Origin of the sequence: Streptomyces sp. NBC_00459 (genome assembly GCF_036013955.1) — a bacterium.
Taxonomy (GTDB): domain Bacteria; phylum Actinomycetota; class Actinomycetes; order Streptomycetales; family Streptomycetaceae; genus Streptomyces.
In genome coordinates this window covers 7,124,351-7,148,891 of record NZ_CP107903.1, presented here as the reverse complement: position 1 = coordinate 7,148,891, position 24,541 = coordinate 7,124,351, and the positions used below count along the sequence as shown (strand labels likewise).

Below are 24,541 nucleotides of genomic sequence, written 5' to 3'. Positions count from 1 at the left end.
AACACCCCCGATCCCTCCAAAGCTGCGAAATCCGCAAGACAGGCGTCCATGAACAACGAATTTCATCGATCGAGCCTTGCGAAACCGTCGACTCCTCGTGCACAGTGAGCGCGTGGCCAGTCGAAGCGCAGAGCACAGGGACTCCCGGGAGTCCAGGAACGGCACTCCCCAGCTGGACGCCGTCTCCCTCGCCATCATCGAACAGCTCCAGGAGGACGGCCGTCGGCCCTACGCGGCGATCGGCAAGGCCGTGGGCCTCTCCGAGGCTGCCGTGCGCCAGCGCGTCCAGAAGCTGCTCGACCAGGGCGTGATGCAGATCGTCGCCGTCACGGACCCGCTCACCGTGGGTTTCCGCAGGCAGGCGATGGTCGGCGTCAACGTCGACGGCGACCTGGACCCCGTGGCCGACGCGCTGAGCGCCATGCCGGAAGTCGAGTACGTGGTGATGACCGCGGGCTCCTTCGACATCCTCGCCGAGATCGTCTGCGAGGACGACGACCACCTGCTGGAGGTCATCAACAAACGCATACGGACCCTGCCCGGCGTGCGCTCCACCGAAAGCTTCGTCTACCTCAAGCTCAAGAAGCAGACCTACATGTGGGGAACCCGATAACCGTGACGACCACCGACAACCCCAGTTCCGGCTCCAGCCCCAAGGACCTCAGCCGTACCGCGTACGACCACCTGTGGATGCACTTCACCCGCATGTCGTCGTACGAGAACGCCCCCGTCCCGACGATCGTCCGGGGCGAGGGCACCTACATCTTCGACGACAAGGGCAAGCGCTACCTCGACGGTCTCGCGGGTCTGTTCGTGGTCCAGGCCGGCCACGGCCGCGTGGAGCTGGCCGAGGCGGCCTTCAAGCAGGCGCAGGAGCTGGCGTTCTTCCCCGTGTGGTCGTACGCCCACCCGAAGGCGGTGGAGCTGGCGGAGCGGCTGGCGAACTACGCGCCCGGTGACCTCAACAAGGTCTTCTTCACCACCGGTGGCGGTGAGGCCGTCGAGACCGCCTGGAAGCTCGCCAAGCAGTACTTCAAGCTGGTCGGCAAGCCCACCAAGTACAAGGTCATCTCACGCGCCGTCGCCTACCACGGCACCCCGCAGGGCGCCCTGTCCATCACCGGCCTGCCGGCTCTGAAGGCCCCCTTCGAGCCGCTGGTCCCCGGCGCCCACAAGGTCCCGAACACCAACATCTACCGCGCCCCGATCTTCGGCGACGACCCGGAGGCGTACGGCCGCTGGGCCGCCGACCAGATCGAGCAGGAGATCCTCTTCGAGGGCGCGGACACGGTGGCCGCCGTCTTCCTTGAGCCGGTCCAGAACGCGGGCGGCTGCTTCCCGCCCCCGCCGGGCTACTTCCAGCGGGTCCGAGAGATCTGCGACCGCCACGACGTCCTGCTCGTCTCGGACGAGGTCATCTGCGCCTTCGGCCGCCTCGGCACGATGTTCGCCTGCGACAAGTTCGACTACGTACCGGACATGATCACCTGCGCCAAGGGCATGACCTCGGGCTACTCCCCGATCGGCGCGTGCATCATCTCGGACCGCCTCGCCGAGCCGTTCTACAAGGGCGACAACACCTTCCTGCACGGCTACACGTTCGGCGGCCACCCGGTGTCGGCGGCGGTCGGCCTGGCCAACCTCGACCTGTTCGAGCGCGAGGGTCTCAACCAGCACGTCCTGGACAACGAGGGCGCGTTCCGCTCGACCCTGGAGAAGCTGCACGACCTGCCGATCGTCGGTGACGTCCGCGGCAACGGCTTCTTCTACGGCATCGAACTGGTCAAGGACAAGGCGACCAAGGAGTCCTTCGACGCGGAGGAGACGGAACGTATCCTCTACGGCTTCCTCTCCAAGGCCCTCTTCGAGAACGGCCTGTACTGCCGTGCCGACGACCGCGGCGACCCGGTCGTCCAGCTCGCCCCGCCGCTGATCTCGAACCAGGAGACGTTCGACGAGATCGAACAGATCCTGCGCGCGACCCTGACGGAGGCGTGGACGAAGCTCTAGCCTCCGGCGGTCCAGCCGCTCGTCACGGCCCGGGGTGCACCCATACAAGTGAGAAGGGTGCACTCCGGGCCGCGTGCTGTCCGGGGTGCACGCCCAGGATCTCTAGCCTGCCTGGTAACCGATCGGCCCTGCGTTCGTTCCCCCGCACGGGGGACTGCAAGGCAAAACGGACCAGAACGAGGTGTACGCGATGGTGGCCCCGCCGGACAACGACGTGCTCTGGGCACGCGCCCTGCACTTCCAGCACAACGACGGCTCGCCCGCGCTGAGCGGCGTCTCGCTCGGTGTACGGGAGGGCGAGATCCTCGCCGTCAGCGGCCCGCGCGGCAGTGGCAAGACGACCCTCCTGCGCTGCCTCTCGGGTCTGGTGAGACCCCTGCGGGGCGAGGTCTGGTTCAACAGCGTGCCCGTGCACACGATGGGCCCGCTCTCCCGTGAACGGCTGCGTCGCGACCGGTTCGGCTGGATCGACCCGGCCCCGGTCCTCGTACCGGAACTGAACGTCTGGGAGAACGCGGCCCTGCCCCTCATGCTGCGCGGCACCAGCCGCCGACGCGCCAAGACGGCGGCCCTGGAGTGGCTGGACCGCCTGGACATCGGCAATCTGGCCCGCAAACGCCCGTACGAACTGCGCCAGTCCGAACGCCAGCGCGTATCGATCGCCCGGGCGCTCGCCCCGGCCCCCACGGTCCTCTTCGCGGACGAGCCGACGGCGCCCCTCTACCAGGCGGACCGGGCCCAGGTACTGCGGACGCTGACGACGGCGGCCCGCTCGCACGGCATCACGGTGGTCCTCGCGACGCACGACGCGGACACGGCGGCGCTGGCGGACCGCACGGTCTCACTCCTCGACGGGCGGCGCGTGAACACCGTCCATCTGCCCCCGGTCGCCAAGAACGACACGGAGACCGGGTCCGGTACCGGTACGGAAGGCCGGGCAGCGTGCTCGCTCTCCGTCTAGCCCGCGGCTCCCACCCGGGCGTCCAGCTCCGCCGTCTGCTGGTCGCGACGGCGTCGGCGGCCACGGGGTTCCTCCTGCTGGGCACCCTCGGCCACGCCCTCGCCCACCAGGACACCCCCGGCGGCTCGGCCCTGCGCCTGGCCTGGTGCGTGGCTCCCCTGGCGGCCACGGTCTATTTCGCGGTGACGGTGGCCCGTACGGACCCCGGCACGAAACCGCGTCCCGGCCTGTCGGCGATCGGCCTGGGCCCGGCCCGCCTGATGGCCGTCTCGGCCACGACAACGCTCCTTTCCTGCACCCTGGGTTCGATGCTGGCCCTGCTGTTCTTCCTCCATCTGCGGGGCGACCTGACCGGCATGCCGTTCGACGGCGACGCGGCGGACTTCCTGGCCGCGGACCACCCGCTCCCCCTCCCAGCCGCCCTGACCCTGCTGACCCTGGTCCCGGTCGCGGCCTCGGTGTCGGTCGCCCTGGTGCTGCGCCCCCGGGACACCCGCCGACGGTCTGCGGGCAGACGTGCGCAAACCGCGGGCAGCAGTGCCGCCGGGGCGGCCCGGACGGGCACACGCGACACCACGTCGGCGCCGGGCAGCGCGTCCCAACCCCCGGCGCCGGTCCCGGACACCTCCGAAACCCCGGACCAGGAGCCCGACCTCACCACCACCGACCCCCACGCCCTCCCCGCCCCGCACCCCACCCCCCGGGACCTCCCCTGGGGCATCGCCGTACTGGCAGCCGGCCTGGCCGTGGAGGCATACGCCGCCCGCACCCCCCACACCCCCCTCGCCATGCCCGGCGGCGCCACCGGCAGCCCCGCCGCCGTACTCGTCGGCTGGACGCTCACCGCCCTGGGCCTCGCCCTGGCCGGTCCCGGCCTCGCCCACCTCTGCGGGCGCCTGCTCCAGGCCGTCCGCCCCGGCGCCCTGCGTCTTCTCGCCGGCCGCGTCCTCATGGAGGAGGCGACCCGGATCGGCCGCCCCCTGGGCGTCGTCTCCGCGGTCGCGTCGGGCGCGTACGCCATGATCGTGCTGTACGACGAAGCCGCCGACGACCCCTCCCTCGGCCCCCTCACCACCCTGGGCGCCCTGGTCGTGGCGGGCTGCGCCGTCGCCACGCTGCTCACGGCCGCCGCCGAGGCCAGGCACGCCCGCGCGGACACCACCGCGGCCCTGGTCCGCCTGGGCGCACCGGCCACGACACTGCGCACCGCCGCCGGTCTGCGCGCCGCCGCCCTTCTCGCCCTGTTCGTCCCGCTGACCTTCCTGATCGCGGAGTTGGCGGCGCTGCCGCTGACCGCCTGAAACCCGCGCTGGACCCGAACAGACCCCGTACGGAGACCCGCACGAAGACTCGTACGAAAAAATCCCGCAACCGCCGATGAGTTCCGCCCGTCCCCGGGGTCTACCCCACCGAACAGCACCACACCGACGGGAGAGACCCTCATGAGCGAGTACCAGCAGATGATCTTCGTGAACCTGGCCGTCAGCGACGTCGCCGCCTCGAAGAAGTTCTTCACCGAGCTCGGCTACACGATCAACCCGCAGTTCACGACCGACGACTGCGCCTGTGTCGTGATCAGCGAGACCATCATCGCGATGCTGCTGAGCAAGCCGCGCTACTCCGACTTCACGAAGAAGGAGATCGCGGACTCGACGAAGACCAGCGAGGTCCTGATCTGTCTGAGCGCCGAGAGCCGCGCGAAGGTCGACGAACTGGTCGACGGAGCGCTCGCGGCCGGCGGCACCGAACCGCGCGAGGCGCAGGACTACGGCCAGATGTACGGCCGCGCGTTCGACGACCTCGACGGCCACACCTGGGAGGTCATGTGGATGGACCCGGCGGCCGTCCAGGGCTGATGCGGGCCATGCCACGGGCCGTGCTTACATGGGCGGGTGCAGACGAGCCCCGCCCATGCGGCCCACCACGGCGACCGTGAGATCGAGACGCTCCAGGAGTTCGACGCGACCGTCTCGGCCCGTGGCACCCTCGCCGGATTCCGTGTCCAGGCCGTCGACCTGACCGACCGTACGAAGGAGTTGCTGACCAGCGACACCGCGGGCGCCGTCTTCCTCGGCTGCCCGATGCGTCCGGACGCGACGGCGAAGGTCCGCGCGGACGGCGCCCTGGTCTTCCCGCCCCTCCCGGACCTGCCCTTCGACCCGTACCGCGGCCATCTCTACTCGCCGGACGAGCTGTTCGCCGGTCTCGACAAGGGCTACGAGCGGACACCCGACGCCCTCGGGTACGCCTGGTTCCAGCGCACGAAGGCCGACGGCGACGTCTTCGCCTCGATGCTGCGCTCCGTCCACGACGACGCCGTCTCCGACGCCCTGGACGAACTCCTGCGCGCGACACAGGTCGTGGGGGTGATGGGGGGTCACGCGATGGCACGCGGTACGCAGGCGTACGCCGGTGCCGCGCGCCTGGGGCGCGAGCTGACACGCGCCGGGTTCACCGTGGCAACGGGCGGCGGCCCGGGCGCGATGGAGGCGGCGAACCTCGGCGCCTACGCGGCACCCTTCGACGACGTCATGCTCGACGAGGCGTGCGAACTCCTCGCCGGGGCACCGTCGTTCACACCCTCGATCACCGACTGGGCACGCGCCGCCTTCGAGGTCCGCGCCCGCTGGCCCAAGGGGGCGGGCTCGGTGGGCATCCCGACCTGGTTCTACGGGCACGAGCCGCCGAACGCCTTCGCGTCTCACATCGCCAAGTACTTCGCCAACGCCACCCGCGAGGACGGGCTGCTGGCCCGCTCGAACGCGGGGATCGTCTTCCTGCCGGGTGCCGCCGGGACCGTACAGGAGGTCTTCGACAACGCGACCCCGAACTACTACGAGTCGCGCGGCGAGCCCACGCCCATGGTCCTTGTGGACCGAACTCACTGGACCGAGCGGCTGCCCGCCTGGCCACTGCTCCAATCGCTGGCGCGGGGGCGGGCGATGGAGGACCGAATCGCCCTGGTCGACCGGATTGAGGACGCTCCGGCGGCCTTGAAACGCCTCGCTGGTTAACGGGTAGGCAAAACAAATGCCTGGAGCCTGCATACAGATTGACAGTTCTTATGTCGCGCTTATAAACCTGTGAGACTCCAGGGAGCGATGAGGTGATGAGGTCTCTTCGCTCCCGCCACCCCCCTCAGTTGTGCATCCCGTGAAGGGCAACCGTGTCCATATCTCTCCGTACCGCGCGTTCTGTGCGCATTCTCGGTGTTGCCTCCGCCTCGGCCGCGCTCGCGCTGGGCGTCGCGGGCAACGCGTTCGCCTGCAACATCAGTGAGTTTTCCGCCGTCGCCAAGTGCGACGGTGAAAAGGGCGTCATCAGCGTCACCGACAAGGACCCGTCGGGCACCCCCGCCACGGTCACCGTCTTCCTGGGCGACAAGCTCATCGGCACCCAGGACGTCGTGGGCAGCCGCGAGGGCGTCACCGTCGACTTCGCCGAGGACTGGGCGCCGAACACGACGTACCGCGTCCACGTCAAGGCCGGCCGCCAGGTCGACGAGGACATCAAGTCGGGCGTCACCACTCCGGACGAGGCCTGCACGCCGGAGTCGACTCCGACCCCGACGCCGACCCCGTCGGCCTCACAGCCGGAGGAGTCCGCCACCCCGACCCCGTCGGCCTCCGAGCCCGAGGAGTCCGCCACTCCGACTCCGTCGGCTTCCGAGAGCACGCCGGGCGCCCCGGCCAGCAGCGTTCCGACGCCCGCGGGCGGCAGCTCCAACCTCGCCGAGACCGGCGCCAGCTCGAACACCGGTGTGATCGCCGGTATCGCGGCTGCCCTGGTCGTCGTCGGCGGCGGCGCCGTCTTCTTCGGCCTGCGTCGTCGTGGGGCGTCCAGCAACAGCTGACGTTCCGCTCGCCGTATCCGCAGTACCCGGCTGTACGTGGTGGCCCGTCCCCGAATCAGGGGGCGGGCCACTTTGCTGTCACCGGGCGTCCGTCATCCGAAGGTGGCCCGCGCCAGCCAGAACTCCAGCAGCCCGCGGTCCCCGAGGATCTCCAACCGCGGGCTGTCCAGCGGGAGTCGGCGGTAGAACGCGAGCATGACGTCGGTGAGCGGGCCGCGCAGGGCCACCGTGGCCTTCTCATGGCCGCGCCGCCAGGCGAGGCCCTCCTCGGCGAGCTCGACAAGCCTCCCCCACCCTTCGGGCGGGGGGACCCCCATCTCGCTTCGCTCGGCGTTCAACTCGGGGGCGCTGTCGGTGGCGTGGAGATGGATGCTTCGGCCCGGTCCGCGCAGTTCGTTCGCCGGGTCGGCCGGGTCGGTCCGCTGCGCGAACTCGACGATCTGCAGCCACTCGTCGATCGTGTCGGCGGCGATGTCCGGCGCGACCTCGTAGGGCAGCCCTGCGGCGAGCGTCGCGTCCGCGCGGTGCACGGTGATCTCGTGGGCCATCCGGCGCGCCCAGAACCCCGAGTTGTGGATTTCGGCCCACGACCACACCTTGGTATCGGGCCCGGCCTCACGCAGGGTGCCCACCAGCAGCTCACCGGTCTCGGCGAGCCAGGCGTCCAGCGCGGCCGGGTCGCCCGTCGGCTCCGGGCCGGCGCTCAGCGGTACCTGGTCCTCCTCGATGTCCGCCTCGGCCCGCGTGCGCACCAGCAGTTCCACCCAGCGCAGAGCGCTGCCGGTATGCCGTACGAGTTGCTCCAGGGACCAGTCCGGGCAGGTCGGCACCGTCGCGGACAGATCGGCGCCGGAGGTCACCACCGCCCTCAACTGCCCGATCTGATGGGCGATTTCATCACAATAGCGGTCATGTGCGAGCGTCGTCATGCCTCGAACACTAGGGGCGGTCCCATCGACCGAGCACGACAATTTCGGCAGCGTCGAAGGCCACCCCGACCTCGTCCCCCGGCTCCGGCGCCTCGCGCAGCGCGCACGCGGCCTCCAGCCGGGGCGCGTCTTCGGGCTGGAGCTGTACGGCGACATGCGTACCCCGGAAGGTGCGAGCGGCCACCGTGCAGCGCAGGCCCTCGGCGGCGGGTACCAGACGCACCCCGGCGGGCCGTACCAGCAGGGTGCGCACCCCCTGTCCGGTGCCCTCGGGGACCGGCATCTTGCCCCAGGGGCTGTCCGCGGCCTGCCCGCTCACCGTCGCCTCGACGACGTTGTCGAAGCCGAGGAAGCGTGCCACGAACTCGTCGGCGGGGTGCTGCCAGACCTCAAGCGGCGTACCGGACTGGGCGATTCGGCCGTCGCGCATCACGATGACCCGGTCGGCGAGGGCGAAGGCCTCGCCCTGGTCGTGGGTGACGGCGAGCACGGTGGTGCCCAACCGGCCGAAGAGTTCCCGGAGTTCGACGACGAGCCGCTCGCGCAGCGAGCGGTCCAGCTGGCCGAGCGGTTCGTCGAGCATCAGCAGCCGGGGACTGGGCGCGAGAGCGCGGGCGAGGGCGACTCGCTGCTGTTCCCCGCCGGAGAGCGCGGCGACAGCGCGTCCGGCGGCGCCCGGCAGCCCGACCAGGTCCAGCAACTCCCGTACGCGTACGTCCTGTTGCGCCTTGGGTACGTGGTGCATGCGCAGCCCGAAGGCGACATTGCCGCCGACGTCCCGCTGCGGGAACAGCTGGTGGTCCTGGAACATCAGGCCCACCTCGCGCTTGTGCGCGGGCACCCCGGCGAGGTCGCGGCCGTCGAGCAACACCCTTCCCGCGTCGAGAGGCTGCAGTCCGGCGACCGCCCGCAGCAGCGTCGATTTTCCGCTGCCGCTGGGTCCGAGCACGCACACGATCTCGTGCTCGGCGACATCGAGGCCGACGTCGTCGAGCACGGCCCGCGCCCCGAACCGTACGGTCGCTCCTTCGAGACTGAGCATGGCCATCGTCAGAACTCCCCGGTCCGGTCGGTCCGCAGCCGCTCCAGCACGAGCAGGGCCACCGCGCACACCACCATCAAGATCGTCGAAAGGGCCATCGCCTGGCCGTAGTTGAGGTCACCGGGGCGGCCCAGCAGGCGGGCCACGGCGACCGGCAGGGTCGGGTTGTCCGGCCGGGCGATGAACACGGTCGCCCCGAACTCGCCGAGCGACACGGCGAACGCGAAACCGGCCGCGACCAGCAGCGCCCGCCGCACCATCGGCAGATCGACCTCGCGCCAGACCCGCCAGGGCGAGGCCCCGAGCACAGCCGCCGCCTCCCGCAACCGCCCGTCCACCGCCCGCAGCACCGGCAGCATGGTCCGCACGACGAACGGCACCCCGACCAGCGCCTGCGCCAGCGGTACGAGGATCCAGCTGCTGCGCAGATCCAGCGGCGGCTCGTCGAGCGCGATGAGGAACCCGAACCCCACGGTCACCGCCGACACTCCGAGCGGCAGCATCAACAGCGCATCGAACCCCCGTACGATCCGCCCGGCATCGCGCCGAGTGAGCGCCACGGCGGCCAGCGACCCCACGAGGACGGCGATGCCGGTGGCGGCGACGGCGTACTGGAGCGAGTTCCCGATGGCGGCGATCGGCGCCACCAGGAACATGCCGGAATCGTCGCGGGTGAGCGCCCTGTAGTAGCCGAGGCCCGCACCGCCGGGCGTGGCGAACGACCGCTGTACGAGCACGGCGAGCGGCAGCACCAGCAGCACGGCGATGCTCACCAGCACCCCGCCGAGCAGCGCCCGCTGGCCCCGGCCGCGCGGGCGTCGTGCGGTCGTCTCCGGCGCCACGAGCCGCAACGCGCTCTCCCGACGCCGTACCGTCCGGGCGTGCACGGCGAGGACGATGCCCACCGCCACGAACTGGACGATGGTCAGCACGGCCGCCGTGCCGAGGTCGAAGATCTCCGAGGTCTGCCGGTAGATCTCCACTTCGAGGGTGGCGAAGGTCGGTCCGCCGAGGATCTGCACCACGCCGAAGGAGGTGAAGGTGAAGAGGAAGACCATGAGCGCCGCGGCGGCGACAGCGGGGGCGAGAGCGGGCAGTGTGACCTGCCGCCAGGCCGCGAATCGCGAGGCGCCGAGCACCCGCGCGGCCTCCTCCTGCCGTGGGTCGAGCTGCGCCCAGAGCCCACCGACGGTCCGTACGACGACGGCGTAGTTGAAGAAGACGTGCGCGAGCAGAATCGCCCACACGGTCGTGTCCAGCCGCACGCCCCACAGCTCGTCGAGCAGCCCGCCACGCCCGACCACCGCCAGGAACGCCGTACCGACGACAACGGTCGGCAGCACGAACGGCACGGTCACCACGGCCCGCAGAATCTGCTTGCCCCTGAAATCGAAGCGCGCGAACACGTACGCGCCGGGGAGCGCGATCAGCAGCGTGAGCGCGGTGGACGCGAGCGCCTGCCAGAAGGTGAACCAGAGGACATGCCGGATCCCGGAGTCCCCCAGCACGTCTCCCACCTGCCCCAGCCGCCAGTCCCCGTCGACGTGCAGGCCTCGCGCGACGATCGCGGCGACGGGATAGGCGAAGAAGAGCGCGAAGAAGACGACGGGCAGCGCGAGCAGGGCCCCGCGCAGAGCGGCACCCCGCCCGCGCGCGGCGACCCCGGCAGCTCCGCTCGCTTCTGCTGCTTCTTCTGCTGCCGCTTCGGCTACTTCAGTACGAGCGATGTCCACGACTTGACCCACTGGTCACGGTGTTCGGCGATCTTCGCGGGTTCCATGGTCTCGGGGTCCTTGGCCTGCGGCCCGAACTCGGTGAACTCGGCGGGCACCTCGGCGCCCTCCCGCACGGGGTACACGAACATGTTGAGCGGCATGTCCTCCTGGAAGGTCTTGCCGACGAGGAAGTCGAGCAGCGCCTTGCCGCCCTCGCTGTTCCTGGCGTTGCTGAGCAGCCCTGCGTACTCGATCTGCCGGAAGCAGGTGCCGGTCGCGACGCCGGTCGGAGCGGTGGTCGGCTTCGGGTCGGCGAAGATCACCTCGGCGGGCGGCGAGGAGGCGTACGAGACGACGAGCGGCCGGTCGGCCTTGGCCTTCTTGCCGCCGGCCGACCCGGAGAACTCCTCGTTGTACGCCTGCTCCCAGCCGTCGACGACCTTCACGCCGTTGGCCTTGAGCTTCGTCCAGTAGTCCTGCCAGCCGTCATCGCCGTACTCGGCGGCGCTGCCGAGCAGGAACCCGAGTCCGGGCGAGGAGGTGGAGGCGTTCTCGGTGACGAGGAGATCCTTGTAGGCGGGCTTGATCAGATCGTCGAAGGACTCGGGCGGGGTCAGCTTGTGCTCGCTGAACCAGGCCTTGTCGTAGTTGACGCAGATGTCACCGGTGTCGATCGGCGTGACCCGGTGCTTGTCGTCGTCGGTCCGGTACGCGGGCAGGATCGCGGCGGCGTCCTTCACCTCGTACGACTGGAACAGCCCGTTGTCGAGCGCCCGGGAGAGCAGGGTGTTGTCGACGCCGAAGAAGACATCGCCCTGCGGGTTGTCCTTGGTGAGGATCGCCTTGTTGACGGCCTGCCCGGCGTCGCCGTCCTTGAGGACCTTGACGGTGTACCCGGACTGCTTCTCGAAGGCGGCGAGGACACTCTTCGACACGGCCCACGAGTCATGGCTGACGAGGGTGACGGTCTTGGACCCGCTGGAAGTCCCCTCGTCGGACGAGCCGCACGCGGACAGCGTGACAATCCCGAGCCCGACGGCGAGGACCAGCAACTTCTTGGCGGCGCTCGACTTCTTGGTACTGGTAGTGCTCACGAATGCTTCCTCCTGGGATGACCAGGAAGAGACGCGGCCCTGCCCGGGACCCCGTGAAGGGTTCCGGGCAGGGCGCAACAGCTTGAGTGATGACCGAACTTCCTACCCAGAATGACCTGGGCGAGGTTCAGAGGGTCTGCGGTCTGTCCCGCACTCTCAGCGCTGTGGCGCTCCCCTGTCGGAATATGAAGATATGCAGGTACGGCGTAAGACTACCGCTCGGTGGCCGCGAGCTGGCCACACGCCCCGTCGATCTCCTGCCCACGGGTGTCCCGAACGGTCACGGGCACGCCGTGCGCGGCGATCGCCTCGACGAACGCCTTCTCGTCCTCGGGCCGCGAGGCGGTCCACTTGGACCCCGGAGTCGGGTTCAGCGGGATCAGGTTGACGTGCACAGGCTTGCCCCTGAGCAGCCGCCCGAGGCGGTCACCGCGCCAGGCCTGGTCGTTGATGTCCCGGATCAGCGCGTACTCGATGGACAGCCGGCGCCCCGACTTGGCCGCGTACTCCCACCCGGCGTCGAGAACCTCCCGCACCTTCCACCGCGTGTTGACGGGGACGAGGGTGTCGCGCAGCTCGTCGTCGGGCGCGTGCAGGGAGATCGCGAGCCGGCACTTGAAGCCCTCGTCGGAGAACCGGTTGATCGCCGGCACCAACCCGACGGTCGAGACGGTGATCCCACGCTGCGAGAGCCCCATGCCGTCCGGCGCGGGGTCGGTCAGGGCACGGATGGCACCGACGACGCGCTTGTAGTTGGCCAGGGGCTCGCCCATGCCCATGAAAACAATGTTGGAGAGCCGCGCGGGCCCACCGGGGATCTCCCCGTCCCGAAGCGCACGCATCCCGTCGACGATCTGGTGCACGATCTCGGCGGTGGACAGATTCCGGTCCAGCCCTGCCTGTCCGGTCGCGCAGAACGGGCAGTTCATCCCGCACCCGGCCTGCGAGCTGATGCACATGGTCACCCGCTCCGGGTACCGCATGAGCACCGACTCGACGAGCGTCCCGTCGACCATCCGCCACAGTGTCTTGCGGGTGGTGTCCTGGTCGGTCGACAGATGGCGGACGACCGTCATCAGCTCCGGAAGCAGCGCCTCCTGGAGCTTGCCGCGCGAGGCGGCCGGGATGTCCGTCCACTCGGCAGGGTCGTGCGCGAACCGCGCGAAGTAGTGCTGCGAGAGCTGCTTGGCACGAAACGGCTTCTCACCGATCGCGGCAACGGCCTCTTTACGCTCGGCAGGCGTGAGATCGGCAAGATGCCGCGGCGGCTTCTGGGCTCCGCGCGGGGCGACGAATGTGAGTTCTCCGGGCTTAGGCATGGCCATACCAGTGTCTCAGACATCCGGACAGCCCCTCGCCGCCCTGTGGACAACCTCGGGAAAACTGCAAAACCCCAGCTCAGCGCATCCCGCACATGCTCACCGAGGCGCCGCAGCCATCACCCCCCGCAGCTGCGTCACCTCCCGCTCCAGCTCGCGGTAGTGGTCGCTGACCTTGCGTCGGGCCGTCGGTGTGACACGGCCCCCGTCCAGTTCGGTCAGCTGGTCGCCCAGGGCGGTGAGGTCCGCCCGCCAGCCGTGCCAGCCGTCGGCGCCCTGGGCGGCGGACAGCTCGTCCTGGGCTGCGCGCAGAGCGCCGTGCGCCGCCTGGCGCAGCGGGAACAGGTCGGTGCGCAGCCGTTCGGTGCGCTCACGGAGATAGGCGAGGGACTCGCCGACTCCGGCGAAGGTCTCCCCCAGCTCGGTCATCGACCTGACCTGCCCCCCGAGCGCCTCCAGCCAGGGCAGGACCGCCTCGACGCCCTGCTCGGCGGCCTCGACGGCTCCGGAACGGATCTCGTCGTAGTACCGGGACACGCCGTCCAGGTCGGCGAAGACACTCATCGCCCCGTTCGTCTGCTCACGGATGGTGTCCGAGGGCAGGCCGTCGCCCTGATCGAGCAGCGCTTCGATCCGCGCCAGCTCGCCCCGTACCTCCCGTCGCAGCTCCAGCAGAGCCTGGTGAGCCGCGTCGGCCGCCTCGACGGGACCGGTGACAGCTGCCAGCCCCTCGGCCTGCCGCTGGCGTCTGGCACGACTACGCCCCCACATGCACGCCACCCCTTCCGGACGGATCGACCGCACTGAAGTCGATCTTAGGTTCGAAAGGGGTGGTTTCAGGCCTACGTAGGTGTTTCAAAGGAAACCCGGACCGTACTGGAACATTTTGACCGACCTCAGCCCACGAAGGCGACGAACAGCAACCACACGACAGGAGCCGTGGGAAGCAGCGAGTCCAGCCGGTCCATGATGCCGCCGTGTCCCGGCAGCAGCGTACCCATGTCCTTGATGCCCAGGTCCCGCTTGATCATGGACTCGCCGAGGTCGCCGAGCGTGGCACTGACCGCGACCGCGAGGCCCAGCACCAGTCCCTGCCACCAGGTCCCGTCGTCGATCGCGAACTCCATCAGCAGCGCGCCGGCCACCATCGCGAACGCGACAGCGCCGAACAGGCCCTCGCGGGTCTTGCCGGGGCTGATGCGCGGGGCGAGCTTGTGCTTGCCGAAACGCCAGCCGATCGCGTAGGCACCGGTGTCGCTGACGACGGTCAGGAGCAGGAACGTCATGACACGCAGCGCACCGTCGTCGGCGGTGAGCATCATCGCGACGAACGTGGCCAGGAACGGGACGTAGAAGGCGGCGAAGACACCCGCCGTGACGTCCCTGAGGTAGCCCTCCGGAGGTTCCGTCATACGCCAGACCAGGACCGCGAGTGCGGTGAGCGCCATCGCGACCCACGCGCCCTCGGGACCCCGGACGTATCCGGCGACGACCATCGCGGCTCCGCCGAGCGCGAGTGGCACCAGCGGCGCTCTGATGCCCTTGCGCTCCTGGAGCCGGGACGTCAGTTCCCACAGGCCGACCACGACGGCGACCGCGATCACGCCGACGAAGGCGGCCTTGACGACGAACAGCGACGCGATGATCACCGCACCGAGCCCGACACCGACCCCTATGGCCGCGCCGAGGTCCCGGCCCGCGCTCTTCTTCTGCGGGGCGGGGGCGGGCTGCTGGGCGTCGTCGGGCGTGGGCATGGAATCCGGCTTCTGCGGCACCGCCCCGTAGGGCTGTGCCTGCGGCATCTCGTCGCGGAACAAGGGGCCGCCCGGCCGAGCGGCCCCCCGGTCGTCATCCTGGTGTCCGCCATGTGCGGGTACGTCGGGCACGATGGGCATGGGGCGAGTCTGCTGCGCGTGGTGCGCATCGTATGCGGGACCCGCCGGGGCAGCCCCCTGGACAGGCCCTCCGTCGGACGGCCCCCAGTACCCGGCGTGGGGCGGCGCCCCCCAGGAAGAGTCGTTCATCAGACTTCGAGAAGCTCCGCTTCCTTGTGCTTGAGGAGCTCGTCCACCTGCGCGACGTACTTCGCGGTGGTGTCGTCGAGCTCCTTCTCCGCGCGACGGCCCTCGTCCTCGCCGACCTCGCCGTCCTTGACGAACTTGTCGATGGTGTCCTTGGCCTTGCGGCGGATGGCCCTGATCGAGATCTTGGAGTCCTCGGCCTTGGTCCGGGCCACCTTGATGTAGTCCTTGCGGCGTTCCTGGGTGAGCTCGGGGAACACCACGCGGATGATGTTTCCGTCGTTGCTCGGGTTGACGCCGAGGTCCGAATCGCGGATCGCCTGCTCGATGTTGCGCATGGCGGTCTTGTCGAACGGGGTCACCACGGCCATCCGCGGTTCGGGTACGGAGAACGAGGCCAGCTGGTTGATCGGCGTCAGTGCGCCGTAGTAGTCGGCCACGATCTTGTTGAACATCGCCGGGTGCGCACGGCCGGTGCGGATCGCGGCGAAGTCCTCCTTGGCGACAACGACGGCCTTCTCCATCTTCTCCTCGGCCTCGAGGAGGGTCTCTTCGATCACCACTTGCTCCTGCGTGTCTTGAGTAGGCCCGGCTGCTGTTCTCGGTCAGGGTCGGCGGCCGGCTGCGTCGCGTCTTCTTCCTGCACGGTTCCCGACCGGCAGGACATTGTCCATCCCCCGCTCAGGGTCCGTCCCCGGGCAGGGTTGATCCCCGGTCAGTCCCGGCTGCCCTGTTCCCCGACGAGTGTGCCGATCTTCTCACCCTTGACGGCCCGCGCGATATTGCCCTCGGTCAGAAGCTCGAAGACGAGGATCGGGAGCTTGTTGTCACGGCACAGCGTGATGGCGGTCATGTCGGCGACCTTGAGGTCCCGGGTGATGACCTCGCCGTAGCCGAGCGAGTCGAACTTGACGGCCTCGGGGTTGGTCTTCGGGTCGGAGTCGTAGACCCCGTCCACGCCGTTCTTGCCCATCAGCAGCGCCTCGGCGTCGATCTCCAGGGCGCGCTGTGCGGCAGTTGTGTCGGTGGAGAAGTACGGCATGCCCATACCGGCACCGAAGATGACCACACGGCCCTTCTCCAGGTGCCGTACGGCGCGCAGCGGGATGTACGGCTCGGCGACCTGGCCCATGGTGATGGCGGTCTGGACCCGGCTGTCGATGCCCTCCTTCTCCAGGAAGTCCTGGAGAGCGAGGCAGTTCATGACGGTGCCGAGCATGCCCATGTAGTCCGAGCGGGCCCGGTCCATGCCGCGTTGCTGGAGTTCAGCGCCGCGAAAGAAGTTGCCGCCGCCGAGGACGACGGCGATCTGGGAGCCGTCGCGCACGACGGCAGCGATCTCACGGGCAATCTTGTGCACCACGTCGGGGTCGACGCCCAGGCCCCCGCCACCGGAGAAGGCCTCTCCGGACAGCTTCAGCATGTACCGGCCGCGCACTTTTCCGTCGTCGCTCTTCTGGGCCTTGGTGGTCATGGAGAATCTCGCCTCTTCACGTGTCACACATACGAAGGAGGCCACTGCCGATGGGGTGTCGATCGCATCCCATATCCGGCAATGGCCTCCTCGTCAGATCTGCTGTCGTCCGCCACGCGCGCGTGCGTGACGGCGTACGCGCGCGACTGCCGTCGACCCTATAGGTATCCCTACGCGGGCCGCGCGTCGATCGCGGTACGGACTCAGATGCCGACCTTGATGCGCGTGAAGCGCTTCAGGGTGACACCGGCCTCGTCCAGGACCTTCTGGACGGACTTCTTGTTGTCCAGCGCGTACGGCTGGCCGAGCAGCGTGGCGTCCTTGAAGAAGCCGTTGAGGCGACCCTCGACGATCTTCGGCAGGGCGGCCTCGGGCTTGCCCTCGGCGCGGGTGGTCTCCTCGGCGACGCGGCGCTCGGTCTCGACGACCTCGGCCGGCACGTCCTCCTTGGAGAGGTACTTCGGCGCGAAGGCGGCGATGTGCTGGGCGATGCCCTTGGCGACCTCGGCGTTGGGCTTGTCCAGCTCGACGAGGACACCGATCTGCGGGGGCAGGTCGGGCATCGTGCGGTGCATGTACGCCAGTACGAAACCGTCCGCGTACTGCGCGAAGCGGTCCAGGACGATCTTCTCGCCCAGGTTGGCGTTGGCCTCGTCGACGTACGCCTGAACCGTCTTGCCGGACTCGATCTCGGAGGCCAGCAGGGCCTCCAGGTCGGCCGGGGAGGTCTTGGCGACGTGCTCGGCGAGCGCGCCCGCGGCAGCCTGGAACTTCTCGCCCTTGGCGACGAAGTCCGTCTCGCACTTCAGCTCGACGAGAACACCGGAGGTGTTGTCGTCGGCGATGATCGAGACGACCGCGCCGTTCTCGGCGGAACGGCCCTCGCGCTTGGCGACGCCCTTCTGGCCCTTGATGCGCAGGGCCTCTACGGCCTTGTCGACATCGCCCTCGGCCTCGTCCAGCGCCTTCTTGCAGTCCATCATGCCGGCGCCGGTGAGCTCACGGAGCTTCTTGACGTCGGCGGCGGTGTAGTTCGCCATGATTCTGGGAGTCTCTCTCGAAGTCTGAAAGATCTGCGGATGGAACGGCGGGGGCCCGATGGAGGTGCCCCCGCCGCTCGACAACCCGAAGGGGTGAGGGTCAGGCCTGCTCGGCAGCCTCGGCCGGAGCCTCGGCAGCGGGCGCCTCGACGGGGGCCTCAGCGGCGACCTCGGCCTCGGCAGCGGCCTCGACCGGAGCGTCCTCGGCGGCAGCAGCCTCGGCGGCGGGCGCCTCGGCGTCGTCGGCCTTCTTCTCGCCCTCAAGGAGGTCGCGCTCCCAGGCCGCGAGGGGCTCGGCGACGACCTTCTCGCCCTTGTCACCGGTGTTGACGCCGGAACGGGAGATGAGGCCCTCGGCGACAGCGTCGGCGATCACGCGGGTGAGCAGGGTGACGGAGCGGATCGCGTCGTCGTTGCCCGGGATCTTGTAGTCGACCTCGTCGGGGTCGCAGTTGGTGTCGAGGATGGCGACGACCGGAATGTTGAGCTTCCGGGCCTCACCGACCGCGATGTGCTCCTTCTTGGTGTCCACGATCCAGACGGCGCTGGGCACCTTGGACATCTCGCGGATACCACCGAGGGTCTTCTCCAGCTTGGCCTTCTCGCGCGAGAGCACGAGAAGCTCCTTCTTGGTGAGACCGGACGCGGCGACGTCCTCGAAGTCGATCTGCTCAAGCTCCTTGAGGCGCTGCAGACGCTTGTAGACGGTCGAGAAGTTGGTGAGCATGCCGCCCAGCCAACGCTGGTTGACGTAGGGCATGCCGACGCGGGTCGCCTGCTCGGCGATCGCCTCCTGCGCCTGCTTCTTCGTGCCGACGAACATGACCGTGCCGCCGTGGGCGACGGTCTCCTTGACGAACTCGTAGGCGCGGTCGATGTACGACAGCGACTGGAGCAGGTCGATGATGTAGATGCCGTTGCGCTCCGTGAAGATGAAGCGCTTCATCTTCGGGTTCCAACGACGGGTCTGGTGACCGAAGTGGACGCCGCTTTCCAGCAGCTCCCGCATCGTGACGACGGCCATGGCCGTTCTCCTTGTGTTTCTCGGTTGTGCCGCGGGTACCGGACGGCACCCGCGCCTGACGCCCGAATACGCCTTGCCGCGAGGGACCGAGAGGCGTTGACACCCACCCTGTACGGGGCCTGATGTCGGGGCGTGCGAAGTCGACCCGGTCACCCGGATCGCCAAAGGAAGTGTACGGGACCCGCGAGGCCTCGGGTGACGCCGATATCCACAACCGGTCAGTAATCCACAGGCCCACCCAGACCATCCCGAATCACGCCAGGATCCGCCCATGCGAGCGAAACGAGGAGTGCGTGCGGGCCTGGGCCCGTTGCCGCCCCTGCACCTGATCCCGATTCTGATGCTCATGCTGGCGCTGACGGCGTCGACGGCACGGGGAGCCGGATCGCCCCCGCCGACAGAACCGTCACCCGCCAGGGACGCCCCGCCCACGCCCACGATCGCCCGCACCTGGCCGGTGGGAACCCGCCCCCTGGTCCTACGAGCCTGGGAACCGCCCCCGACGCCCTACGCCAGGGGCCACCGGGGCGTGGACCTGGCGGCATCCCCCGGCGCCCCGGTTCGCACGGTGGCCGCGGGCCGGGTGCACTTCGCGGGCCGGGTGGCGGGCCGGGGAGTCGTCTCGGTCGAGCTATCGGGCACGGGCACCCCACCCTTGCGAACAACGTACGAACCGGTGACGCCCGCGGTCGAAAAGGGCACGGAGGTGACGGCCGGCGAGGTGCTGGGCACGGTGGAGGCCGGAGCCGGCCACTGCACAACGACATGCGTCCACTGGGGCCTTTTGAGAGGCGACACGTACTTGGACCCCTTGACCCTGCTGCCCCCATGGCTACTGCACAGGGGCCCGTCCCGGCTGTTGCCGGTACTGGGCGTACCACTGCCGCCACAGACATGACCTCGGGGATCCGAGCCGCGCGCCCCACCCAAGCACCAACCCACACGGCTACTGCTACAGCCGAACTCAGCCCCGCACGCCCCGCAACGCCATCACCACAGCCGCATCCGTGATCACCGCAGGATCCTCAGCAACCCCGAACTCGATCCGCCGCACGGCCGCATCGACAATCCCCTGCAACAGCATCGCGGCCATTCGAGGCTGCGCATGCCCGATGTCCCGCAGCGCCTCGACCACCATCGCGACAAGCCCTCCATGGGCCGCCCGGATCTTCTCCCGGGCCCCCGCGTCCAGCTCGCTCGCCGAGATCGCCACCACGGCCCGATGCCGTCGGTCACCCACCAGGGCGAGCTGTCGGCGCACATACGCCTCGACCTTGTCCTCGGGGTCCTCCGCCGCGGCCATCGCCGCCTCGACCTCCGCAGCCCAGACCGGGAAGTCGACCTCGCACAGCTCCTCGACGACGGACGCCCGCGACCGGAAGTACTCATAGACGGACGACCGTGCGAGCCCGGTCCGCTCGGCCAGAGCCGGGAACGTCAGCGACTCCGTCCCACCCTCGGACAACAGGGACCGCGCCGCGTCCAGCAGGGCGGCTCGCTGCATCGACCGGTGCTCGGCCACGGAGGCCGCTCGAATCCTTGGCACATCAACCACTGTACGGACGGACCGCCCCGGAGGGGAGAGACTCCGGTCACCCAGGTCGCCGGACCGGCCAGGTCAGCGACCGAAGCTCGCCAGCTTCGCGCGCAGTTGCAGGACCGACTTGGTGTGGATCTGGCTGACCCGGCTCTCGGTCACACCCAGCACGTTGCCGATCTCCGCGAGGGTGAGCCCCTCGTAGTAGTAGAGCGTCACCACGGTCTTCTCCCGGTCGGGCAGTGTGTTGATCGCCCGTGCCAGGAACCGCCGCAGCTCCCGGCCCTCGGCCACCTCGACCGGGTTGTCGGCGGCGGTGTCCTCCAGCGTGTCCATGAGGCTCAGCCGGTCCCCGCCCTCACCCCCCGCGTGCAGCAGTTCCTCCAGAGCCACCACGTTCGCCAGCGACAACTGGCTGAACACCGCGTGGAGGTCGTCGACCGCGATGCCCATCTCGGCGGCGACCTCGCTCTCCGTCGGTGTCCGCCGCAGCCGCGCCTCCAGCGTCGTGTACGCCCGCTCGACGTTCCGCGCCTTCTGCCGCACCGACCGCGGAATCCAGTCCAGCGCCCGCAGTTCGTCGATCATCGCGCCCCGGATACGAGTGATCGCGTACGTCTCGAACTTGATCTCCCGCTCGATGTCGAACTTCTCGATCGCGTCGATCAGCCCGAACACCCCGGAGGAGACGAAGTCCGCCTGCTCGACATTGGGCGGCAGCCCGACGCTCACCCGGCCGGCGACGTACTTCACGAGCGGCGAGTAGTGCAGGATCAGCTGCTCGCGCAGCCGCTCGTCGCCCGTCGTCTTGTACGAACGCCACAGCTCGTCGAGGGTCGAGGGAGCGGGCGGGCGCACGTTACCGCCGTCGCGGGCTGCCGGTGGGGCCGTCGCCCGGTCGGACCCGGAGGTGTGCTGGGGCATACGTCGCCTTGTGCCGTTCTGCCGTGAACCGGTGGTGTCTGGAGGAGTGGCCGGGTGGGCCGTCGGTCTGTTGCGGTCTGATGTCGAATTACCCGTCTGGTCGAATTGCCTGTCCGACTGCCGGTCTGCGCCGGAATTCCACGTGAGCGTAGCGTGACTGAGGTGTCGCAGTGTGCGAGGTCCGGGGGACAGGGTGTACGCAGATACGTTCCGCTTGACGCCCTTCAGGGTCATGCCCGTCGCCCTGTGTGACCATCGGAGCGGACCAACTGCGGGAATTACCAAGGGCGTCGGGCATCCCCCGGACGGCCGAACACGCTCGGTCAGCACCGGTCCCGGTCGGGCCGGACGGAGATCATCGCCTGGCGTGTCAACTTCCAGCCGTCGCCGTGTCGTTCGACGTAACCAAGTGATCGGAGCTCGTACAGCCTGGCGACCGCGTCGTCCTTCGCCGTCGACGCGCCCCGCGCGATGTCGTCCGCCGTCGCCGTCCCCCGCGCGGGCAGCGCGGCCAGGACGCGTACCGCCGCCGGTTCCAGCAGGTCGCGCGGGAGCACCGGCCCACGCCGGTCCGGCGCCAGTTCGCCCATGTCCCCGACCAGCTCGGCTACTTCCGCGGCATCCGTGACCAGCATCGCCTCGCCGCGCAGGAGTTCGTGCACCCCCGCGGAGAGCCCGCTGGTGGCGGGTCCCGGCACCCCCATCGTGAACCGCCCCAGCCGCTGCGCCGCCCGAGCCGTGACCAGCGAGCCGCTGCGGTACGCGGCCTCGACGACCACGGTCCCCCGGGTGAGAGCCGCGATCACCCGGTTCCGCATCACGAAGCGGCTCTGCGTCGGATGGTCACCGGGCGGCAACTCACCCACCACCAGACCCTGTTCGGCGATTCTGGTGATCAACTGGGTGTGTCCGCGCGGGTAGGGCCGGTCGACCCCGCAGGCGAGTACGGCGACGGTGGCCCCGCCCGCGGCGAGCGCTCCCCGGTGCGCGGCCCCGTCGACCCCGTACGCGCCACCCGACACCACCACCCACCCGCGCTCCGCGAGCCCGGCGGCGAGCGTGGCGGCCATGTGGGCGCCGTACTCGGTGCAGGCCCGGGCTCCCACCACGGCGACGGACCGCAGCGCCCACATCCGCAGGCTGGGCCGCCCGCGCACCCACAGTCCCGTGGGTCGCGCGTCCCCGAGGTCGTCGAGCTGGGCCGGCCATTCCGGCTCGCCGGGCCACACGAACCGCACCCCCGCCGCCCGTGCGACGGCGAGATCCCGTTCGGGCTCGGCCTGTGCCGCCCGCGCGCACAGCCCAGCCCACCGGGTCCCGGTGACCCCGGTCAGCATGGGCCCGCCGTCCCGCAGCCGCCGTACCACCTCCACGGCCCCGCACTCCCGGACCCACCGCCCGGCGACCTCGTCCCCCGGCTCGACGACCCGGGTGAGGAAGACCCGGGCAAGCTCTTCCGCACCCGACCGGGGGACCCACTCGCCACTCGACGCGCCGCCGGCCGCCTCCCCCGTCACGTCAGCGCCCCGATCGCCATCGGCACCCCTCGCGGCACCCCCGTACGCAGTTGCAGCGCCAGGGCGACGTCCGTCACGTCCGGCCGGTCGTGGCCCACAAGGTCGGCGACGGTCCAGGCGACCCGCAGGACGCGGTCGATCCCGCGCGCGGTGAGCACACCCCGTTCCAGATTCCGCTCGGCCTCCTCCATGGCGCCTGGCACGGCTTGCCAGCGGCTGCGCAGTTCCCGTCCCGGCACCTCGCTGTTGGTCCGCCACGGGGTTCCCACGAGCCGCGCCGCCGCCCGTTCCCTGGCCGCCCGCACCCGCTCGGCGACCGTCGCCGTGGACTCGCCCCGGGCCCCGCGTTCGACGAGTTGGGAGCGCGTGACCCGGTCCACCTCGACCCGCAGGTCGACCCGGTCGAGCAGTGGCCCGGAGAGCCGTGCCTGATAGCGCCGGATCACGGAGGGCGGGCACTCGCAGAGGTTGTCCCGCTGGGAGAAACGTCCGCACGGGCAGGGATTGGCCGCGAGGATCATCAGGAACCTGGCCGGGAACCGCACCACCCCCGCGCTCCGCGCGATCACCACATGCCCGGCCTCCAAGGGCTGGCGCAGGGCATCCAGGACCTGACTCCCGAACTCCGGAGTCTCGTCGAGAAAGAGAATTCCACGGTGGGCGAGCGAGACGGCTCCGGGCCGCGCCACGCCCTGTCCACCGCCGACGAGTGCCTGCATGGTCGCCGAGTGGTGCGGGGCGCAGTAGGGCGCCGTGTCGATGAGCGGTTTGCCCGGCGGCAGCAGGCCCGCGACCGAGTGCACGGCGGTGACCTCCAGAGACTCCTGCCGGGTGAGCCGGGGCAGGACGGCGGGCAGCCGCTCGGCGAGCATCGTCTTGCCGGCCCCCGGCGGGCCTTCCAGGAACACGTGGTGGCCGCCGGCCGCGGCCACCTCCATCGCCGTGCGCGCCGAGTGCTGGCCCACGACGTCGGCCAGGTCGTGACCGTTGTCGTACTGCGCGGCGCCCATGCTGTGCATGCCCGTGGCCGCCCCGGTGCCCGGCATCCGCAGGCCCGCCATGAGCGGGTCAGGGCGGCCGTGCTCGTCCGGTTCCTCCTCGGGTACGGGCTCGTCCGTGAGGACGGCGATCAGCTGCCGCAGACTGCGCACGCCGAGCACCGACACCCCGGGGACCAGCGCGGCCTCGGCCGCGGCGCACTCCGGCACGACCACCTGTTCGTATCCCGAGTCGGCCGCCGCCAGCACCGCCGGCAGGATGCCCCGGACCGGTCGCACCCGGCCGTCGAGGCCCAGCTCGCCGATCATCACGATGTCCGCGAGAACCCGGGGATCGATCCGCTCGGCGGCCCCGAGCACGGCCGCCGCGACGGCGAGGTCGAACCCGCTGCCGCTCTTGGGCACGGACGCCGGACTGAGCCCCACCGTGAGCTTCTTCTGCGGCCAGGCCGCGCCCGAGTTGACGACCGCCGCCCGGACCCGGTCCCGGCTCTCCGTCAGGCTCTTGTCGGGCAGTCCCACCAGGGTGAACGCTGCGACGCCGGGTTCGAGATCCGCCTGGACCTCGACGACCACGCCCTCGACTCCCACCAGCGCCACCGAACACGTTCGGGCGAATCCCATCACGCCACCCCCCGCGCGTGTTCCACCACGGGCGCACCGCGCCGGGGCAGGAGAACGCCGACCAGGTCGATGCGGACTCCGCCGGGTGGCGCTCCCCCGTGTTCCTGGACCCATCGCTCGGCGAGGCCCCGCAGCCGCTCCGCCTTCGCCGGAGTGACGGCCGCCATCGGGTGCTGGAAGGCCCCCGCCGGTCCGGCCGCCCGGCGGGTCTTGACCTCACAGACGACGAGAGCGTCGCCGTCCCGGGCGACGATGTCGATCTCACCGGCACGGCCGGCGCGCCAGTTGCGCTCCAGGACCGTCATTCCGGCCTCGGTCAGCCGCCGCGCGGCGAGTTCCTCGCCGTACCTGCCCAGTGCTCCACGCTGTGCGTTGCCCCGCGCAGCACGTCGTGCGCTGTCTTCTGCGTTGCGTGTGTTCATGTCGGCACCACCTCCGGCGCCAACGATGCGAGTAGTT

Annotated in this window: 24 protein-coding genes; 8 read left to right on the top strand and 16 right to left on the bottom strand. The window is 70.1% G+C overall.

Annotated elements, in window-relative coordinates; all coding sequences use genetic code 11:
• Positions 1-97: 97 nt before the first annotated feature.
• From OHN74_RS31765 to OHN74_RS31735, 7 genes are all read left to right on the top strand, one after another.
• Positions 98-613, top strand: a complete 516-nt coding sequence (locus tag OHN74_RS31765; protein ID WP_327697991.1) for an Lrp/AsnC family transcriptional regulator — start codon at positions 98-100, stop codon at positions 611-613.
• A 77-nt stretch (positions 614-690) separates the two neighbouring features.
• Positions 691-2,010, top strand: a complete 1,320-nt coding sequence (locus OHN74_RS31760; protein ID WP_443060585.1) for an aspartate aminotransferase family protein — start codon at positions 691-693, stop codon at positions 2,008-2,010.
• Between the two features lie 190 nt (positions 2,011-2,200).
• Positions 2,201-2,971 carry an ABC transporter ATP-binding protein gene (locus OHN74_RS31755; protein WP_327697989.1) on the top strand — a complete coding sequence of 257 codons (771 nt, stop codon included), beginning with the start codon at positions 2,201-2,203 and terminating at the stop codon, positions 2,969-2,971.
• Complete coding sequence (locus tag OHN74_RS31750) at positions 2,953-4,272, top strand: hypothetical protein (protein WP_327697988.1); 1,320 nt, start codon at positions 2,953-2,955, stop codon at positions 4,270-4,272. The genes OHN74_RS31755 and OHN74_RS31750 overlap by 19 nt, the downstream gene beginning before the upstream one ends.
• 141 nt (positions 4,273-4,413) lie before the next feature.
• Positions 4,414-4,827: a VOC family protein gene (locus OHN74_RS31745; protein ID WP_327697987.1), complete on the top strand. Its 414-nt coding sequence runs from the start codon at positions 4,414-4,416 to the stop codon at positions 4,825-4,827.
• Positions 4,828-4,863: 36 nt separating this feature from the next.
• Positions 4,864-5,985, top strand: coding sequence for an LOG family protein (locus tag OHN74_RS31740; protein ID WP_327697986.1), 1,122 nt, complete (start codon positions 4,864-4,866; stop codon positions 5,983-5,985).
• Between the two features lie 152 nt (positions 5,986-6,137).
• Positions 6,138-6,824: an LAETG motif-containing sortase-dependent surface protein gene (locus OHN74_RS31735; protein WP_327697985.1), complete on the top strand. Its 687-nt coding sequence runs from the start codon at positions 6,138-6,140 to the stop codon at positions 6,822-6,824.
• A gap of 92 nt (positions 6,825-6,916) precedes the next feature.
• Here the strand turns inward: OHN74_RS31735 and OHN74_RS31730 are convergent, their stop codons facing one another.
• From OHN74_RS31730 to rpsB, 11 genes are all read right to left on the bottom strand, one after another.
• Positions 6,917-7,753 (bottom strand): maleylpyruvate isomerase family mycothiol-dependent enzyme, encoded by an 837-nt coding sequence (locus OHN74_RS31730; RefSeq protein ID WP_327697984.1) that lies wholly within the window; start codon positions 7,751-7,753, stop codon positions 6,917-6,919.
• A 10-nt stretch (positions 7,754-7,763) separates the two neighbouring features.
• The gene (locus OHN74_RS31725) at positions 7,764-8,801 is read right to left on the bottom strand and encodes an ABC transporter ATP-binding protein (protein ID WP_443060479.1); all 1,038 of its coding nucleotides are present in this window, start codon (positions 8,799-8,801) and stop codon (positions 7,764-7,766) included.
• Between the two features lie 2 nt (positions 8,802-8,803).
• On the bottom strand, positions 8,804-10,528 hold the full coding sequence (locus OHN74_RS31720; RefSeq protein ID WP_443060478.1) for an ABC transporter permease: 1,725 nt from the start codon (positions 10,526-10,528) through the stop codon (positions 8,804-8,806).
• A complete protein-coding gene (locus tag OHN74_RS31715; RefSeq protein ID WP_327697983.1) occupies positions 10,504-11,604 on the bottom strand; it encodes a thiamine ABC transporter substrate-binding protein in 1,101 nt (366 codons plus the stop codon). Before OHN74_RS31715 ends, OHN74_RS31720 begins: the two co-directional genes overlap by 25 nt.
• Before the next feature lie 212 nt (positions 11,605-11,816).
• Positions 11,817-12,923, bottom strand: coding sequence for a 23S rRNA (adenine(2503)-C(2))-methyltransferase RlmN (rlmN, locus tag OHN74_RS31710; protein ID WP_327697982.1), 1,107 nt, complete (start codon positions 12,921-12,923; stop codon positions 11,817-11,819).
• A 99-nt stretch (positions 12,924-13,022) separates the two neighbouring features.
• Positions 13,023-13,694 (bottom strand): hypothetical protein, encoded by a 672-nt coding sequence (locus OHN74_RS31705; RefSeq protein WP_327697981.1) that lies wholly within the window; start codon positions 13,692-13,694, stop codon positions 13,023-13,025.
• Positions 13,695-13,819: 125 nt separating this feature from the next.
• Positions 13,820-14,947 (bottom strand): phosphatidate cytidylyltransferase, encoded by a 1,128-nt coding sequence (locus OHN74_RS31700; protein WP_327697980.1) that lies wholly within the window; start codon positions 14,945-14,947, stop codon positions 13,820-13,822.
• On the bottom strand, positions 14,947-15,504 hold the full coding sequence (frr, locus tag OHN74_RS31695; RefSeq protein ID WP_327697979.1) for a ribosome recycling factor: 558 nt from the start codon (positions 15,502-15,504) through the stop codon (positions 14,947-14,949). Before frr ends, OHN74_RS31700 begins: the two co-directional genes overlap by 1 nt.
• A gap of 155 nt (positions 15,505-15,659) precedes the next feature.
• Positions 15,660-16,418: a UMP kinase gene (pyrH, locus tag OHN74_RS31690; RefSeq protein ID WP_327697978.1), complete on the bottom strand. Its 759-nt coding sequence runs from the start codon at positions 16,416-16,418 to the stop codon at positions 15,660-15,662.
• A 203-nt stretch (positions 16,419-16,621) separates the two neighbouring features.
• Positions 16,622-17,458: a translation elongation factor Ts gene (gene tsf / locus OHN74_RS31685; RefSeq protein WP_327697977.1), complete on the bottom strand. Its 837-nt coding sequence runs from the start codon at positions 17,456-17,458 to the stop codon at positions 16,622-16,624.
• A gap of 100 nt (positions 17,459-17,558) precedes the next feature.
• Positions 17,559-18,482, bottom strand: coding sequence for a 30S ribosomal protein S2 (gene rpsB / locus OHN74_RS31680; RefSeq protein WP_327697976.1), 924 nt, complete (start codon positions 18,480-18,482; stop codon positions 17,559-17,561).
• A gap of 271 nt (positions 18,483-18,753) precedes the next feature.
• Here rpsB and OHN74_RS31675 point away from each other — a divergent pair, with 271 nt between their 5' ends.
• The gene (locus tag OHN74_RS31675; protein WP_327697975.1) at positions 18,754-19,380 is read left to right on the top strand and encodes a M23 family metallopeptidase; all 627 of its coding nucleotides are present in this window, start codon (positions 18,754-18,756) and stop codon (positions 19,378-19,380) included.
• Positions 19,381-19,446: 66 nt separating this feature from the next.
• Here the strand turns inward: OHN74_RS31675 and OHN74_RS31670 are convergent, their stop codons facing one another.
• The 5 genes from OHN74_RS31670 to OHN74_RS31650 form a co-directional block, all read right to left on the bottom strand.
• Positions 19,447-20,004, bottom strand: coding sequence for a TetR/AcrR family transcriptional regulator (locus OHN74_RS31670; RefSeq protein ID WP_327700347.1), 558 nt, complete (start codon positions 20,002-20,004; stop codon positions 19,447-19,449).
• Positions 20,005-20,100: 96 nt separating this feature from the next.
• Positions 20,101-20,943: an RNA polymerase sigma factor WhiG gene (gene whiG, locus OHN74_RS31665; RefSeq protein ID WP_327697974.1), complete on the bottom strand. Its 843-nt coding sequence runs from the start codon at positions 20,941-20,943 to the stop codon at positions 20,101-20,103.
• A gap of 323 nt (positions 20,944-21,266) precedes the next feature.
• Positions 21,267-22,460: a DNA-processing protein DprA gene (gene dprA, locus OHN74_RS31660; RefSeq protein WP_327697973.1), complete on the bottom strand. Its 1,194-nt coding sequence runs from the start codon at positions 22,458-22,460 to the stop codon at positions 21,267-21,269.
• Complete coding sequence (locus OHN74_RS31655) at positions 22,457-24,082, bottom strand: YifB family Mg chelatase-like AAA ATPase (RefSeq protein WP_327697972.1); 1,626 nt, start codon at positions 24,080-24,082, stop codon at positions 22,457-22,459. The genes dprA and OHN74_RS31655 overlap by 4 nt, the downstream gene beginning before the upstream one ends.
• Positions 24,082-24,504 (bottom strand): YraN family protein, encoded by a 423-nt coding sequence (locus tag OHN74_RS31650; protein WP_327697971.1) that lies wholly within the window; start codon positions 24,502-24,504, stop codon positions 24,082-24,084. Before OHN74_RS31650 ends, OHN74_RS31655 begins: the two co-directional genes overlap by 1 nt.
• Positions 24,505-24,541: the final 37 nt, after the last annotated feature.

Excerpts from the sequence above, each read along its gene's own strand:
- pyrH (WP_327697978.1), bottom strand. The coding sequence starts at position 16,418 with ATGACCACCAAGGCCCAGAAGAGCGACGACGGAAAAGTGCGCGGCCGG.
- OHN74_RS31655 (WP_327697972.1), bottom strand. The coding sequence starts at position 24,082 with ATGGGATTCGCCCGAACGTGTTCGGTGGCGCTGGTGGGAGTCGAGGGC.
- OHN74_RS31700 (WP_327697980.1), bottom strand. The coding sequence starts at position 14,947 with ATGAACGACTCTTCCTGGGGGGCGCCGCCCCACGCCGGGTACTGGGGG.
- OHN74_RS31755 (WP_327697989.1), top strand. The coding sequence starts at position 2,201 with ATGGTGGCCCCGCCGGACAACGACGTGCTCTGGGCACGCGCCCTGCAC.
- OHN74_RS31745 (WP_327697987.1), top strand. The coding sequence starts at position 4,414 with ATGAGCGAGTACCAGCAGATGATCTTCGTGAACCTGGCCGTCAGCGAC.
- whiG (WP_327697974.1), bottom strand. The coding sequence starts at position 20,943 with ATGCCCCAGCACACCTCCGGGTCCGACCGGGCGACGGCCCCACCGGCA.
- OHN74_RS31760 (WP_443060585.1), top strand. The coding sequence starts at position 691 with ATGCACTTCACCCGCATGTCGTCGTACGAGAACGCCCCCGTCCCGACG.
- OHN74_RS31675 (WP_327697975.1), top strand. The coding sequence starts at position 18,754 with ATGCGAGCGAAACGAGGAGTGCGTGCGGGCCTGGGCCCGTTGCCGCCC.
- tsf (WP_327697977.1), bottom strand. The coding sequence starts at position 17,458 with ATGGCGAACTACACCGCCGCCGACGTCAAGAAGCTCCGTGAGCTCACC.
- OHN74_RS31650 (WP_327697971.1), bottom strand. The coding sequence starts at position 24,504 with ATGAACACACGCAACGCAGAAGACAGCGCACGACGTGCTGCGCGGGGC.
- rpsB (WP_327697976.1), bottom strand. The coding sequence starts at position 18,482 with ATGGCCGTCGTCACGATGCGGGAGCTGCTGGAAAGCGGCGTCCACTTC.
- OHN74_RS31705 (WP_327697981.1), bottom strand. The coding sequence starts at position 13,694 with ATGTGGGGGCGTAGTCGTGCCAGACGCCAGCGGCAGGCCGAGGGGCTG.
- OHN74_RS31730 (WP_327697984.1), bottom strand. The coding sequence starts at position 7,753 with ATGACGACGCTCGCACATGACCGCTATTGTGATGAAATCGCCCATCAG.
- rlmN (WP_327697982.1), bottom strand. The coding sequence starts at position 12,923 with ATGCCTAAGCCCGGAGAACTCACATTCGTCGCCCCGCGCGGAGCCCAG.
- OHN74_RS31725 (WP_443060479.1), bottom strand. The coding sequence starts at position 8,801 with ATGGCCATGCTCAGTCTCGAAGGAGCGACCGTACGGTTCGGGGCGCGG.